This is a genomic window from Streptomyces sp. NPDC025721 (assembly GCF_055558595.1).
Genome location: NZ_JBVHMF010000029.1, coordinates 106,669 through 121,236 on the forward strand (window position 1 = coordinate 106,669; position 14,568 = coordinate 121,236).

Here is a 14,568-nt window from a genome sequence, read left to right on the forward strand (position 1 = left end):
CGGCATCCGGCCGGAGATAATTCCCCCATGACCCGCCGCCTCGTACTCGCCACCCGCAACGCACACAAGGTCACCGAACTCCACGCGATCCTCGCCGACAGCGGCCTGGACGTGGACCTCGTCGGAGCCGACGCCTACCCCGAGATCCCCGACGTCAGGGAAACCGGCATCACCTTCGCCGAGAACGCCCTGCTCAAGGCGAGGGCGCTGGCGGCCGGTACCGGGCTGCCGGCCGTCGCCGACGACTCAGGGCTCTGCGTCGACGTACTCGGCGGCGCCCCCGGCATCTTCTCCGCCCGCTGGGCGGGCAAGCACGGCGACGACGCGGCCAACCTCGACCTGCTCCTCGCCCAGCTCGGCGACATCGACACCCCCCACCGCGCCGCCCACTTCACCTGCGCCGCCGCCCTCGCGCTCCCCGACGGCACCACCCGCGTCGTCGAAGGCCGCCTCCGCGGCACCCTGCGCACCGCCCCCGCCGGCACCAACGGCTTCGGCTACGACCCCATCCTCCAGCCCGACGGCTCCACCCTCACCTGCGCCGAACTCACCCCCGCGGAGAAGAACGCCATCAGCCACCGCGGCCAAGCCTTCCGCGCCCTGACCCCCCTGGTGGCGGAACTCCTGGCCTGACCCCGCGCATGACAATGGCCTGCGATTCGACCTTTGAATCGCAGGCCATACATGGTGCGGCCGGTGGGATTCGAACCCACACGGGATTTCTCCCACTGGGATCTAAACCCAGCTCGGCTGCCTGTTACGACACGGCCGCGTGCAACCTCACCATGGTATCGACCCGGTGTGGTCTGCGGTACGTGGTCACACCCGCCCCCGCGTCCGTGGATACGTGGTCACGTCAGACGGCGAGGTCCTTGAGGAGTTTGGCGACGTGGCCGGTGGCCTTGACGTTGTAGAAGGCGTGGGCGACTTTGCCGGATTCGTCGACGACGACGGTGGAGCGAATGACGCCGGTGACGGTCTTGCCGTAGAGCTTCTTCTCGCCGAAGGCGCCGTAGGAGGTGAGCACGGCCTTGTCGGGGTCCGCCACCAGGGTGACCTTGAGGGATTCCTTCTCGCGGAATTTGGCGAGCTTTTCCGGCTTGTCGGGGGAGACGCCGATGACGTCGTACCCGGCGGAGGCGAGGACGTCGAGATTGTCGGTGAAGTCGCACGCCTGCTTGGTGCAGCCGGGGGTGAGGGCGGCCGGGTAGAAGTAGACGATGACCTTGCGGCCGCGGTGGTCGGCGAGGGAGACGGGCTTGCCGTCGGCGTCCGGAAGGGTGAAGTCGGGGGCGGTGTCGCCGGGGGCCAGGCGCTCGGACATGAGGGAAACTCCTTGTGCAATGGGGCGCATTCGGGGGTGCCGACGGGGCGCGGGCCGCGTCGTACTGACAGACTGTCCGAACGCTACCGAATCAGGCGATGGAGGAACCGCGGTGTCGGAAGGGTCGGAAGTCAGGACGGCCGCCCAGATCGAGGCGGAGATCACCCGCAGGCGGCAGGATCTGGCGTCGACGCTGGACGAGATCGCGGTACGGGTGCACCCGGTGACGATTGTCCGGGACACCAAGGCCAAGGCCGTTTCCGCGGTGGACCGCAGTGTCGGGCAGGCGTTCGTGGCGGCGAACCGCGCGGTCGGCAGGACGCGTGCGCACTTCGTCGACGAGAAGGGCGCGCCCCGCCCCGAGCGGGTCATTCCGGCGGCGGTCGCCGGGGTGGCGCTGGTCGCCGCGGTGGCCGGTCTCACGGTGTGGCGGCGCCGCCGGTAACGTCGTGGCCGTGAGTTCGAAGAGTTCGAAGAGCGAGCAGCACGACAAGCTGCCCATCCGCATGCTGCACGACCGCGTTCTGGTGCGCCAGGACAGCGGTGAGGGTGAACGCCGCAGTGGCGGCGGGATTCTGATTCCGGCGACCGCGGCCGTCGGCAAGCGCCTGGCGTGGGCCGAGGTCGTGGCCGTCGGGCAGAATGTGCGGACCGTCGAGGTCGGCGACCGGGTGCTGTACGACCCGGAGGACCGGGCCGAGGTCGAGGTGCGCGGTGTCGCGTACGTCCTGATGCGGGAGCGCGATCTGCACGCGGTCGCCGCCGAGCGGCTCCAGGGCTCGGAGGACTCCACCGGGCTGTATCTCTGAGGCCGGTGGATGACGGAATCCCTGAGACCGGTGGATGACGGACTCTCTGAGCCCGGTGCATGACGGACTCCCTGAGACCGGTGGATGACCGGAATCCCTGAGGCCGGTGGTTCCCCGGAGCCGGGCCGCTGAGGTTCCTGCCCGCGGCCCGGCCCCCGCACATGCCGGGCCCCCGCGCCCGGCCTCCTCACCCGCCCGGTGAACTGTTCCCGTCCGGCCCCGCCGTACCGCTCCCGTCACCGCCCCCGCCGCCACTGCTCCCGCCGCCCGGACTCGTCCCGCCCGTCACCCCGCCGATCGGGTTGAACGTGTCGGACGGGGTCGGCTCGGTGGTCGGGGGCTGCGTCGTGGGCGGTTCCGTGGTCGGCGGCTGCGTGGTGGGCGGCACGGTGGTCGTCGAGGGAGGGGTGGTCGGCGGCTCGGACGTGGGCGGCGTCGACGTCGGGGTGTCGGTCGGGCTCGCGGTGGTCGCCGGCGGCTGCGTGGGCAGGCCGCTCTGCACGTCCAGCGAGAAGTTCTGCTTGGGCACGCCCTTGAGCGCCGCCGCCGTGTAGTCGGCCCACACCGAGCCGGGCGGCCCGCCGCCGTTGATCCGCGGCAGATTCATCGCGCCGTACAGCTTCTCCTGTTTGCCGTTGTCCGGGTTCATGCCCAACACGGCGACCACGGTGGCGAGTTTGGGCGTGTAGCCGGCGAACCAGGCGGCGATGTCGTCGTCCGCCGTACCGGTCTTGGCGGCCGACGGCCAGCCGGAGTCCTGGGCGACGGTCGCGGTCGCGCCGGGGCTGTCGACGACGCTGCGCAGAATGGACGTCGTGGTGTCGGCGGCCTGGCGGGGCACGGACTGGACGGCGTCGCGCTTGGGCAGGCTCACGTCGTTGCCGTCCTTGGTGATCTTCAGGACGAGCGAGTACGGGATCTCCTTGCCGTGGTTGGCGAGCGTGGCGTACATCTGCGCCATGTCCAGCGGGCTGGCCCCGAAGGCGCCGAGCGCCATCGCGGGTGTCTCGGGGATCTTGACGTCGTCCGGCATGCCCAGGTCGTGCGCGGTGTCGATCACCTTGCGGGTGCCGACGTCCTGCGCCATCTGCGCGAAGACGGCGTTGACGGACTTGTCCATGGCGCGGGTGACGGTGATGTCGGGGTAGGACCCCTGGTCCTCGTTCTCCGGCTTGTAGCCGGTGGGCCCGTCCGGGCCGATCACCTCGCGCTTGTTGGTGCCGTCGTAGACCGTCTTGGGAGTGATCGGCTCCTTGTCCTGCGTCGAGGACTCGTGCTGGACGGCGGAGGCGAAGATCACCGGCTTGAAGGTCGAGCCGGGCGGATACGTGGCGTTGGTGGCGCTGCTGACGTACTGCTTGGTGTAGTCGATGCCGCCGTAGAGGGCGACGACGTTGCCGGTGGCCGGGTCGATGGACGCGCCGCCCGCGCGGACGTACTTGTCGACGGTCTTGTGGCCGAGCCGGTCGTAGATGTTCCTCTGGGCGGCGGCGACGAAGGCGTCTTCCTTGGGCTTCTGGATCGTGGTGACGATGCGGTAGCCGCCCAGGCGCAGGGTGTCGGCGTCGACGATGTGGTTGTCGGAGAGATAGCGGTTGACGGCTTCGATGATGTAGCCGCGCTGTCCCGCCTTGCTGGCGACGGGCTTGGGCTTGTCGATGCCGGGGAAGACCGTCGCGTTGCGCTCGGACTGGCTGAGCCAGCCCTCCTTGACCATGCCGTCCAGTACGTAGTTCCAACGGCCTTTCGCCGCCGGGGCGTTCTCCGGGTGGGCGACCAGGTCGTATTCACTGGGCGCGTTCAACAGCGTTGCCAGATAGGCGCCTTGAGCGGTCGTCAATTCGCTGGCGTTGACGCCGAAGTACGCCTGGGAGGCGGCCTGGATGCCGTACGCGTTGCGCCCGTAGTAGCTGGTGTTGAGATAGCCCTCGAGGATCTGGTCCTTGGTCTCGTTGCGGTCCAGCTTGATGGCGATGAAGAATTCCTTGACCTTGCGGACCGCGGTCTGCGACTGGTTCAGGTAGTAGTTCTTCACGTACTGCTGGGTGATGGTGGAGCCGGATTGCCTGCCCTTGCCGGTGGCGGTGTTCCAGGCGGCGCGGAGCATGGCCTTGGGGCTGACGGCGGACTCGTGGTAGAAATTCCGGTCCTCCGCGGAGAGCACGGCGTGCTGCGCGGTCTTGGCGACGCCGCTGAGGGTGACGTTCTCACGGTTGATCGCGCCGTCGCGGGCGATCTCCGTCGTGCCGTCCGCGTACACGTACACGTTGCTCTGCGCGGTGGCGGCGGCGTTCGGGTCGGGGATGGAGACCAGCGCGTAGCCGAGGAAGAAGCCGCCGATGAGGACGATCAGGACGGCGAGTACGCCGCCGGTGACCATGCGCCAGGTCGGCAGCAGCCGGCGCAGGCCGGTACGGCGCGGCCGTCCCCTGCGGTCGGTGAGCGTCGGGCGCGGTCCCCAGCCCTGCCCGCCGGTCATGCCCGCTCGCCCGTCGTCGGTTTCGGCTCGTGGCTCATATCTGTTGGGACTCCTCCGCCGCTGCCGGGGTTGGTCCGCGGCGGAACATGATGGACCAATCGTTACGTACGCTTACGTAGGCCGCCGCCAAACACTGTCGCACCATTAGCCCGCCGGGGTTCAACGCCGCGCATCCGTGACAGGGCTGTGACAGGCCGGACGGCGCACGCGTGTCACCCGTTGGGGTGGGTCGCCGGGGTGCGGAACGCCGCGGAGAAAACCGGTGGTGGGTGGGGTTCGCCGCGTACTAGGCTCGCCGACTTGCGTCTTTTTCGGGGGTGAGTGAGTGATGGGCGGCTTCTACGGGGCCGTGGTGGTGCGCGGTTTCCGGCGTTACGCCACCTACCGGACGGCGACCGCGGCGGGTGTCTTCACCAATACGGTCTTCGGTTTCATTGTCGCCTACAGCTATGTGGCGCTGTGGGGTCAGCGCCCGCACCTCGGCGGTTACACCGAGGCGCAGGCGCTGACGTATGTCTGGATCGGGCAGGCGCTGCTCCAGACGATGGCGTTGATGGGCGGCGGCTTCGAGGACGAGCTGATGGAGCGGATCAGGTCGGGTGACATCGCGGTGGACCTGTACCGCCCGGCCGACCTCCAGGGGTGGTGGCTGGCGGCGGATCTGGGCCGGGCCTCTTTCCAGCTGATGGGGCGCGGTGTGATGCCGATGGTGTGCGGGGCGCTGGCGTTCGATCTGGCGCTGCCGACGCGGCCGGTGACCTGGCTGCTGTTCCTGGTGTCGGTGGCGCTGGGGGTGGTGGTGAGTTTCGCGGTGCGGTTCCTGGTGGCGCTGAGCGCTTTCTGGCTGCTGGACGGGGCGGGCGTCAGCCAGGTCGCCTTCCTGGCCGGGCTGTTCTTCTCCGGGATGCTGCTGCCGCTGACCGTCTTCCCGGGCTGGCTCGGCACGCTCGCGCGGTCGATGCCGTGGGCGGCGATGCTCCAGGTGCCCGCCGATGTGCTGCTGGAGCGGCACCGGGGGACGGACGCGCTGCTCGCGCTGGCCTTCCAGGCGGGCTGGGCGGCGGCGCTGCTGCTGACCGGCCGCGCGTTGCAGGCCGTCGCGGCGCGCAGGGTGGTGGTGCAGGGTGGCTGAGGAATCCACGGTCCGCGACGGCGCCGGGCGCGCCGAGGACGGCCGGAGCCTCGGGGGCTCCCGTGGCTTCGACGGCGCCCAGGGCGTCGGGGGCTTCGGGGGCTTCGGCTCCGTCGAATCGGTCGGGGCCGTCGACCCGTACGACACCGCCGGCGGCGCGTGGTTCACCGTCCGTGAGACGTGGCGGACCTACCGGCTGATCGTCGGCATGTGGGTGCGGTCCACGATGGCGTACCGGACGTCCTTCGTCCTCACCGCGTTCGGCAACTTCGCCGCCACCGGCCTGGACTTCGTGACGATCCTGCTGATGTTCTCGCACATCACCGTGCTCGGCGGCTTCACCCTCGCCGAGGTGGCGTTCCTGTACGGCACCACGAGCACGTCCTTCGGCGTCGCCGATCTGGTGCTGGGCTCCATGGACCGGCTCGGCCGCCGGATCAGGGACGGCACGCTCGACACGCTGCTGCTGCGCCCGGTGCCGGTGCTCGCGCAGGTCGCCGCCGACCGGTTCGCGCTGCGCAGGCTGGGCCGGATCACCCAGGGTCTGATCGTGCTCGGCTGGGCGGTCGCGCACGCGGACATCGACTGGTCGCCGGTCACCGTCCTGCTGCTGCCCGTGACGGTGCTGTCGGGCGCGGTCATCTTCTGCGCGGTGTACGTGGCGGGCGGCGCCTTCCAGTTCTGGGCGGGCGACGCCTCCGAGGTGCAGAATTCGGTGACCTACGGCGGCAACACGATGCTCCAGTACCCGCCGGGCATCTTCGCCCGCGACCTCGTGCGCGGCGTCACCTTCGTGGTGCCGCTCGCCTTCGTCAACTGGCTGCCCGCCCTGCGCATCCTCGGCGAACCCGACCCGCTCGGCCTGCCCGGCTGGGTCGACTTCGCCTCCCCGCTGGTCGCCGCGCTCTGCTGCGGGCTGGCCGGGCTCGCCTGGCGCGCGGCCCTTCGTACGTACCGCAGCACAGGGAGTTGAGACGGCCGTGATCGAGCAACGCACAGGAGCAACAGGAGCAACAGGAGCAACCGGAGGAACGGGAGCAACCGGAGGAACGGGAGCCGCGGGAACGGGAGCCACCGGAGCAGGCGCCACAGGTGCCGGGGGCGGGCCGGGACCCGGCACAGACACCGTGATCGCGCTGGACGGCGTCGAGAAGGTCTTCGACGTACGCCGCAAAGCGGGCGCGCTGCGCAGGGTGCGCAGCCAGGTGCGGGCGGTGGACGGGATCTCCTTCACCGTGCCGCGCGGCGAGATCGTCGGCTACATCGGGCCCAACGGCGCGGGGAAGTCCACGACGATCAAGATGCTCACCGGCATCCTCAACCCCAGCGGCGGCCGGATCAGGATCTGCGGCCTGGACCCGACGCGCGACCGTACCCGGCTGGCCCGCAGGATCGGTGTCGTCTTCGGCCAGCGCACCACGCTCTGGTGGGACCTGCCGCTGCGCGACTCGTACCAACTGGTCCGCCGCATGTACCGGATCGACGACGCCCGTTACACCCGCAATCTCGCGGCCTGCGTCGAACTCCTCGACCTGGGGCCGCTGTTGGACGTGCCCGTGCGCCAACTCTCGCTGGGGCAGCGGATGCGCGGCGACATCGCGGCGGCGCTGCTGCACGATCCCGAGGTGCTGTACCTGGACGAGCCGACGATCGGGCTCGATGTGATCAGCAAGTCCAAGGTGCGCGACTTCCTGCGCACGGTGAACGCCGAACGCGGCACGACGGTGCTGCTCACCACGCACGACCTCACCGACATCGAGCAGTTGTGCCGCCGGGTGATGGTGATCGACCACGGCCGCCTGATGTACGACGGGGACCTCGGCGGACTGCACGCGGTCGGGGAGAGCGAGCGGACCCTGGTGGCGGACTTCGCCCGCGAGCTGCCCCCGGTCCAGGTCGAGGGCGCCCGCTGCGTCAAGGTCGAGGGCCCCCGCCAGTGGCTGGCCTTCCCCGCGCAGGCCAGCGCCGCCCCGCTGGTCGCCGCGGTCGCCGCCGACTACCCGCTGGTGGACCTGTCGGTCCGCGAACCGGCCATCGAGGACGTCATCGCCCGGATGTACGGCGCGGACCGCACCTGAACGGACCGCACCTGAACGGACCGCACCTGAAGCGGTCCGCACCTGAAGCGGTCCGCACCTGACGGGCGCACCTGAAACGGACCGCCCCCGACCGGGCGCACCTGACGGACCGCCCCGACGGACCGCCCCCGACCGGCCGGGGCGCGGACGACCGCGAGGCCGTACGCGCCCCGGCAGGCGATTCGGCTACGGCCGTGCCGGGACGTGGTCGTGCGGATACTCCTCGGCGCGGTGCTGGAAGGCCAGCACCTTGGGGTTCTGCACGGTCCCGCCGCGGATCTCGATCGCCCGCCGCAGGGTGTCGTCCGCGTCCCAGCCCGCCGGGCCCTCCAGGACGCGCCGCAGATACGGCAGCAGCGCCTCGCTGATCTCCCAGGTGGCCGAGTTCCACAGGTACGACGGGCTGTGGTCGACGCCGTAGTACTGGACGTGGTCGCCGACGGTGAACATCGGGTCGGTGAAGGTGGTGGGCCTGGCCCACGCGAAGCCCATGCCCTCGTCGCAGGACACGTCGATGATCAGCGTGCCGGGCGCGAGGCTGGGCAGGTCGTCCTCTATCAGGAACATCAGCGGCGCGTCGGTGTCCTGGAGCACGCAGTTGACGATGATGTCGTGCCCGGCGAGGAATTCGGCCAGCGGCTGCGGGCCGTCCTCGGTCAGGACGACGCTGCGCCGCGGGTCGAGGGTGTCGTCGGCCTCGTCGTGGTCGAAGTGCACGATCCGCGCGGAGTGGATGGGCGAGCTGACGGCCGTCACACCGCGGGCGGTGAGCACGTCCACATCGTGCACGCCCAGCGCGCTGAGCGCGGTGACCGCGCCGCGGGCGGTCGCGCCGAAGCCGATCACGACCGCGCGCTGCCGCCGCCCGTAGTCACCGGTGACCCCGGTGAGCTGCATGGCGTGCAGCACCGAGGAGTATCCGGCCAGCTCGTTGTTCTTGTGGAAGACGTGCAGGTTGAACGAGCCGTTGCGGTGCCAGTGGTTCATCGCCTCGAAGGCGATCAGGGTCAGCCGCCGGTCGATCGCGGCCTGGGTGACCTTCTCGTCCTGCACGCAGTGCGGCCAGCCCCACAGGACCTGGCCCTCGCGCAGTTCCGCCAGGTCCTCGTGGAGCGGCTTGGCCAGCAGGACGACATCGCACTCGGCGATCAGCTCCTCGCGCCGCCGGAAACCGGCGACGAGCGGCGCGAGCTGTTCGTCCGGCACACCGAAGTGCTCGCCGTAACCGGTCTGGAGATAGATGCTGCCGAGCAGGTCGGCGTCGATGCGTTCGAAGTGGGCCGGATGGATGGGCAGACGGTGCTCGTTCTCCTTGCGCGTCTGCGCCATGATTCCGAGCGTGAGGTGCGGCTGCTGCGGGTTCTGCCTGTGCTGCTTGAGCTGCTGCAAAATGCCCCTTTGGTTACTCCCTGTGTAGCACACGGGGAGTGGGCGCGACGCCCCCCGCGTCAGGGGGGACGCGGGGGACGTCGGGGGACGTCGGGGGGACAACCGCTGTGGGCGGCACGCGTGCGCGGGGCCGCCGCCGCCGGATCAGCGCAGCGACGTCAGGGCCGCGCGGACGCGATCGACGGCCGCGAGCCGGGTGGAGGCGTGCGCGGACAGCCGTACCGAGTCCGTACGGACCGACGGCGTGACCCCGTGCGCGTGCAGGGCCTTCGCCACGTGCCGCGGGTCGGTGCCGGGCAGCCGGAAGGAGACGATCCCGGCCCGCTCGGCGGGGTCGGTGGGGGACAGGACGTCGCCGCCGCAGGACCGGACGGCGTCGATGAACTGGCCGACCCGCGCGCGGATGTGCGCCTCGACGGCCGGTACGCCGACGCCCTCCACCAGCTCCAGCGCCGTGGCCAGCGCGGCGGCCGTGACCGGGCTCAGATTGGTGGTGCTCCAGCGCTGGGCGCCGGGCGCGGGCGGGTGCTCGACGTCGTCGAAGACGCCCGCGTCCTCGACGCCGGTCCAGCCGCCGAGCGTCGGCTCCAGACGGTCGAGCGCGAGGTCGGAGAGGATTCCGAAGCCGGTCGCCCAGCTCGCCCGCAGCCACTTCTGGCCGCCCGCGACCACCACGTCCGCCGCCGCCCACGGCAGATCCGCCACCCCGAAGCCCTGGATGGCGTCCACCACCAGCAGCCGGTCCGGGCCGATCACCTCGCGCAGCGCCGCCAGATCCGCCCGGTAGCCGGTCCGGAAGTCCACGGCGCTGACCGACACGGCCACGACGTCGTCGGTCAGCGCCGCCCGTACGGCGTCGGCGGTGATCCGCCCCCGCGCGTCCGGCTCCAGCACGCGCGGTACGGCGCGGCCCAGCTCCGCGCTGCGCCGCCACGGGTAGTGGTTGGCGGGGAACTCGCCCGCGGGCACCAGCACCGTGCCCGCCGGGAGGCCGAAGGCCGCGTGGAACAGGCCGGTCGAGGTGTTCGGCAGCAGTACCGTGTGCGCCGCGTCGGTGCCCGCCAGCCGGGCGGCGGCCTCCCGCGCCCTGGGCTCGGCGCGCATCAGGTCGTTCACCGTGTCCTGGTCGGCGTGGGCCGACCTCTCCAGCGCCTCGGCCGTCGCGGCCAGCACGTCCCGCGAGGGCGGACCGTAACGGGCGAAGTCGAGATAGCCCTCCGGCTCCTCGAAGTGCTCGGCGTAACCGGGCAGCCCTCCGGTGGCGTGCGGCGCTGTCATCGCGGTGTGCTCCCTGTCGCTGTCTGTCGCTCGTACGTGGCGGTGCCGTGCGGGGGTATGCGTGCGTCGTGGGCCGTTCCCGGTGCCGGGAGGCACCGGGAACCCGCCGTTCGTTCCCCCATTGTCGGCGCGGGGGGAAAGCGCCGGCACGACGGGTACGGGCGCGCGGACGAGGAGGCGCACGGGAGCGGGAAGCGGGAGCGCGTACGGGCTGGCGTACGTGCGCGCGTACGGGCAGGCGTACCGGAGCGCGTACGGGCTGGCGTACGTGCGCGCGTACGACAAGGATCACCGGGCCGTGACGGCCGCGGGCGGCGACAATACCCGGGTGGACACGCGGGCGGAGCGGGAGCGGATGGAAACGGCGAGCACGAGCGGCGGGACCGGTACGGGCGGGGCGGCGGGTGCGGGCAGTGCGGCCCCGGCGGCCCATGGCCCCGCGGCCAACGGCGCACGGCCGGAATCAGGCGGACGGATCGCGCTCGGGCCCGAGGCCGGGGACGCTGCGCCGACGGCCGACGGCTCGGGCCCCGGCGGCGCGTCCCGGAACGGCGCAGGCGGCGGGGGCCACGGCGGCTCCGGGGGCTCCGGCGGCTCGGGCTCCGGCTCCGGGCCCGGTTCCGCCCCGCGCGGGCGGCCCTCACCGCGCGGCGGACTGGCCGACGCGCCCGGCGGCGCCGCGGCCGAGGAGGAGCGCCGCAGGGGCCTGCGCCGGATGAAGCTGATCGCGACCGGCTTCCTGCTGGTCGCGACCGTCGTCTACGCGCTCGCGAAGTGGGCGGACTCGCGGGGCGCGGGCGGCTGGGCCGGTTACGTGGCCGCCGCCGCGGAGGCGGGCATGGTCGGCGCGCTCGCCGACTGGTTCGCGGTCACCGCGCTCTTCCGCCGCCCGCTGGGCCTGCCCATCCCGCACACCGCGATCATCCCGACCAAGAAGGACGCCCTCGGCGCCAGCCTCGGCGACTTCGTCGGCGAGAACTTCCTGTCGGCCGAGGTCGTCCGCACCCGGCTGCGGGCGGTCGGCATCGGCACCCGGCTCGGCGGCTGGCTGTCGGAGCCCGCCAACGCCGACAAGGTCACCGAGCAGGCCGCCGCCGCGCTGCGCGGCATGTTCACGGTGCTGCGCGACTCCGACGTGCAGGCCGTGGTCAGCGAGGCGATCACCCGGCGCGCGGAGGCCCAGGAGGTCGCGCCGGGGCTCGGCAAGATGCTGGAGCGGATCGTCGCCGACGGCGGCCACCGCCGCATGGTCGACCTGGTCTGCGTCCGCGCCCACGACTGGCTGGTCGAGCACGGCGACTCGGTCATGGACGCGGTGCAGGGCGGCGCCCCCGGCTGGACCCCGCGCTTCGTGGACCGCAAGGTCGGCGAGCGGGTCTACAAGGAGCTGCTGCGCTTCGTCACCGAGATGCGCGATTCCCCCGGCCACCCGGCGCGCGGCGCCGTCGACCGCTTCCTCGGCGACTTCGCCGTCGAGCTCCAGTCCGACCCGGACACCCGCGCCCGCGTCGAGCGGCTGAAGAGGGACCTGCTGGCGCGCGGCGAGGTGCAGGACCTCATCGCGTCCGTGTGGGGCGCGGTGCGCACGATGATGGTCGCCGCCGCCGAGGACGAGCGCAGCGAGCTGCGGATGCGCGCCCGCGCCTCCCTGCTGTCGCTCGGCCGCAAGCTGGCCACCGACCCGCGGCTCCAGGAGAAGGTCGACGTCTGGCTGGAGGACGCCGCCACGTATCTCGTGACCACCTACCGCGACGAGATCACCTCGCTGATCTCCGAGACCGTCGCGGGCTGGGACGCCGACCAGACGTCCCGCAAGATCGAGAACCACGTCGGCCGCGACCTCCAGTTCATCCGGATCAACGGCACCGTCGTCGGCGCCCTCGCGGGCCTGGCCATCTTCGCCATCTCCCGCCTCGCGGGGGGCTGACGGGCGGCGCCGTACCGCCGTATCGTTGCCGATGTGACGGTTCGTCAGATACGGCACGGTCGGCGGGGTGCGACGTCCAGGCGGGGGTCGGGCCCGCCCCGGCGGCGGCGCGTCGTCGCCTACGGGCGCGGCTACGGCCGCCGCTACGGGCAGGCGTACGGCCCCGGTTACGGCCGCGGGCCCCGTCCTCGGCGCTCGCTGACCGGGCGGCTGCTGTGGGCGGCGGCCGAACTGGCCATGACCGCGGGGGCGCTCGTACTCCTGCTCGTCGTCCACCAGTTGTGGTGGACCAATGTGCAGGCGCACGCGGCGGCCCGGCGCGAAGTCGCCGCGCTGGAACGGAGTTGGGGCACGCCGTCGCCCTCTCCCGCGGCGCCCTCGCCGGGTACCGTCGCGCCGAGTGACGATCCGGCCGTCACGCCGAGCGGCCCGGCCCCGTCCGCCGCCGCGCCGCCGCCCTCCTCGAAGGGCGGCACCCGTGATCCGGGCTTCGCCGTCATCCACATACCCCGGATCGGGATCACCGCGCCGATCGCCGAGGGCATCAGCAAGTCCGCGATCCTCAACCACGGTTACGTCGGCCACTACCCCGGCACCGCGGGGCCCGGCGCCACCGGCAACTTCGCCCTCGCCGGGCACCGCAACACCCACGGCGAGCCGTTCCGCTACATCAACCGGCTCCGCGTCGGCGACACCGTCGAGGTCGAGACGGCCGCCCATCGCTACACGTACGTGATCCGCGAAGTCCTTCCCCAGACGTATGCCTCCGACGGAACCGTCATCGCGCCCATTCCCTACAGCTCCGTCCACTCCTCCGCCCGTATGCGCGGGGTCGCGCACTACATCACGCTCACCACCTGCACTCCCGAATTCACCTCCCGCTACCGTCTCGTCCTCTGGGGCACCCTCCAATCCACCGCCTCCCGCTAGGGCCTGTCCGGGGCCCGGGCCCGTGCGGACCTTCTGCCAGAGCGGCTGTCCCACGGGGTGGGCCGGGGGTTGCGCGGGCCGGGGGCGGAGTTGGAGGATCGGACAAGACATCCGATGACCGTTCCCACCGGGTGCCGACCGATGACCGAGCCCCGGACCGGGGCAGGTCGCCCAGAGGCGACCGGAAAAAATGGGAGTACCCACGTGAAGCTGCTGCGAGTCGGCCCCGCCGGGGCGGAGCGCCCGGCCCTGCTCGACGGAGACGGTGTCCTGCGTGACCTGAGCGGTCTGGTGACCGACATCGACGGGAAGCTCCTCGCCGATTCGGCGGCGCTCACCGCGGTGGCCGAGGCCGCGGCCGACGGCTCGCTCCCGTCGCTCGACCCGTCGCTGCGGGTCGGCCCGCCGCTGTCCCGGATAGGCAAGATCGTCTGCATCGGGCTCAACTACCACGACCACGCGGCCGAGACCGGCGCCCAGGCGCCGGGCGAGCCCGTCGTGTTCATGAAGGCCCCGGACACGGTCGTCGGCCCCGACGACACGGTGCTGGTGCCGCGCGGCAGCGAAAAGACCGACTGGGAAGTGGAGTTGGCCGTCGTCATCGGCCGGGAACTGCGCTACGCCGCCTCGCACGAGGAGGCGCTGGCCGCCGTCGCGGGGTACACCATCGCGCACGACGTCTCCGAGCGCGCGTTCCAGATCGAGCGCGGCGGCCAGTGGGACAAGGGCAAGAACTGCGAGACCTTCAACCCCCTCGGCCCCTGGCTCGTCACCGCCGACGAGGTCCCCGACCCGCAGGCCCTGCGCCTCCGGCTCTGGGTCAACGGCGAGCTGAAGCAGGACGGCTCCACCGCGAGCCAGATCTTCCCCGTCGCCGAAGTCGTGCGCTACCTCAGCCACTTCATGACGCTCTACCCCGGCGACGTCATCAACACCGGCACCCCCGCCGGTGTGGCGATGGGCCAGCCCGAACCCAAGCCGTACCTCCGGCCCGGCGATGTCGTCGAGCTGAGCATCGACGGACTCGGCACGCAGCGCCAGCAGTTCACGTCCGCCTGACCCCACCGCGCGGCCGTTGACCGGCACGCGCACAGCGGGCCCGCCCCCCGGGGGGGGCCGCCCCCCAACCCCCTCCCTCTGTTCCCCACGCAGGTCCCCTCCTCCCACCCCCCCCCTGTTGCCTACGGCGGAACCGCGAAACGCCAAAAGCGAGACACTCCCC

At 71.8% G+C, this 14,568-nt stretch carries 13 protein-coding genes and 1 tRNA gene; 9 read left to right on the forward strand and 5 right to left on the reverse strand.

Going from position 1 to position 14,568, the window contains the following annotated elements; all coding sequences use genetic code 11:
* Positions 1–27 precede the first annotated feature (27 nt).
* On the forward strand, positions 28–633 hold the full coding sequence (gene rdgB / locus ACZ4EF_RS30865) for an RdgB/HAM1 family non-canonical purine NTP pyrophosphatase (RefSeq protein ID WP_391163952.1): 606 nt from the start codon (positions 28–30) through the stop codon (positions 631–633).
* A gap of 52 nt (positions 634–685) precedes the next feature.
* On the opposite strand, the gene ACZ4EF_RS30870 is transcribed toward rdgB, so the two are convergent.
* A tRNA-Leu gene (locus ACZ4EF_RS30870) sits at positions 686–772 on the reverse strand.
* 84 nt (positions 773–856) lie between these two features.
* Positions 857–1,324 (reverse strand): thioredoxin-dependent thiol peroxidase, encoded by a 468-nt coding sequence (gene bcp / locus ACZ4EF_RS30875; RefSeq protein WP_355343110.1) that lies wholly within the window; start codon positions 1,322–1,324, stop codon positions 857–859.
* 112 nt (positions 1,325–1,436) lie between these two features.
* On the opposite strand from bcp, the gene ACZ4EF_RS30880 reads away from it, so the two are divergent.
* Entirely contained in the window at positions 1,437–1,769 is a 333-nt protein-coding gene (locus ACZ4EF_RS30880) for a DUF3618 domain-containing protein (protein WP_355343113.1), read from the forward strand.
* Positions 1,770–1,830: 61 nt separating this feature from the next.
* Entirely contained in the window at positions 1,831–2,133 is a 303-nt protein-coding gene (locus ACZ4EF_RS30885; RefSeq protein ID WP_188282170.1) for a GroES family chaperonin, read from the forward strand.
* Positions 2,134–2,320: 187 nt separating this feature from the next.
* On the opposite strand, the gene ACZ4EF_RS30890 is transcribed toward ACZ4EF_RS30885, so the two are convergent.
* Entirely contained in the window at positions 2,321–4,612 is a 2,292-nt protein-coding gene (locus ACZ4EF_RS30890) for a transglycosylase domain-containing protein (RefSeq protein ID WP_467507354.1), read from the reverse strand.
* Positions 4,613–4,940: 328 nt separating this feature from the next.
* Between ACZ4EF_RS30890 and ACZ4EF_RS30895 the strand changes: the two genes are divergently transcribed.
* The 3 genes from ACZ4EF_RS30895 (at position 4,941) to ACZ4EF_RS30905 (ending at position 7,822) form a co-directional block, all read left to right on the forward strand.
* Positions 4,941–5,744: an ABC transporter permease gene (locus ACZ4EF_RS30895; protein WP_355343119.1), complete on the forward strand. Its 804-nt coding sequence runs from the start codon at positions 4,941–4,943 to the stop codon at positions 5,742–5,744.
* A 208-nt stretch (positions 5,745–5,952) separates the two neighbouring features.
* The gene (locus ACZ4EF_RS30900) at positions 5,953–6,717 is read left to right on the forward strand and encodes an ABC transporter permease (RefSeq protein WP_355343292.1); all 765 of its coding nucleotides are present in this window, start codon (positions 5,953–5,955) and stop codon (positions 6,715–6,717) included.
* Between the two features lie 154 nt (positions 6,718–6,871).
* Positions 6,872–7,822 carry an ABC transporter ATP-binding protein gene (locus ACZ4EF_RS30905; RefSeq protein WP_391117272.1) on the forward strand — a complete coding sequence of 317 codons (951 nt, stop codon included), beginning with the start codon at positions 6,872–6,874 and terminating at the stop codon, positions 7,820–7,822.
* Positions 7,823–8,008: 186 nt separating this feature from the next.
* On the opposite strand, the gene ACZ4EF_RS30910 is transcribed toward ACZ4EF_RS30905, so the two are convergent.
* Together ACZ4EF_RS30910 and ACZ4EF_RS30915 are read right to left on the reverse strand one after the other, a co-directional pair.
* Positions 8,009–9,151, reverse strand: coding sequence for a N(5)-(carboxyethyl)ornithine synthase (locus ACZ4EF_RS30910; protein ID WP_355343125.1), 1,143 nt, complete (start codon positions 9,149–9,151; stop codon positions 8,009–8,011).
* 204 nt (positions 9,152–9,355) lie between these two features.
* Positions 9,356–10,489 carry an aminotransferase class V-fold PLP-dependent enzyme gene (locus tag ACZ4EF_RS30915; protein ID WP_391047094.1) on the reverse strand — a complete coding sequence of 378 codons (1,134 nt, stop codon included), beginning with the start codon at positions 10,487–10,489 and terminating at the stop codon, positions 9,356–9,358.
* 355 nt (positions 10,490–10,844) lie between these two features.
* On the opposite strand from ACZ4EF_RS30915, the gene ACZ4EF_RS30920 reads away from it, so the two are divergent.
* The 3 genes from ACZ4EF_RS30920 (at position 10,845) to ACZ4EF_RS30930 (ending at position 14,405) form a co-directional block, all read left to right on the forward strand.
* Complete coding sequence (locus ACZ4EF_RS30920) at positions 10,845–12,416, forward strand: DUF445 domain-containing protein (RefSeq protein WP_401305052.1); 1,572 nt, start codon at positions 10,845–10,847, stop codon at positions 12,414–12,416.
* A gap of 33 nt (positions 12,417–12,449) precedes the next feature.
* Positions 12,450–13,346 carry a class E sortase gene (locus tag ACZ4EF_RS30925; protein ID WP_467507357.1) on the forward strand — a complete coding sequence of 299 codons (897 nt, stop codon included), beginning with the start codon at positions 12,450–12,452 and terminating at the stop codon, positions 13,344–13,346.
* 204 nt (positions 13,347–13,550) lie between these two features.
* Positions 13,551–14,405: a fumarylacetoacetate hydrolase family protein gene (locus tag ACZ4EF_RS30930; RefSeq protein WP_355343134.1), complete on the forward strand. Its 855-nt coding sequence runs from the start codon at positions 13,551–13,553 to the stop codon at positions 14,403–14,405.
* The last annotated feature ends 163 nt before the right edge of the window (positions 14,406–14,568 follow it).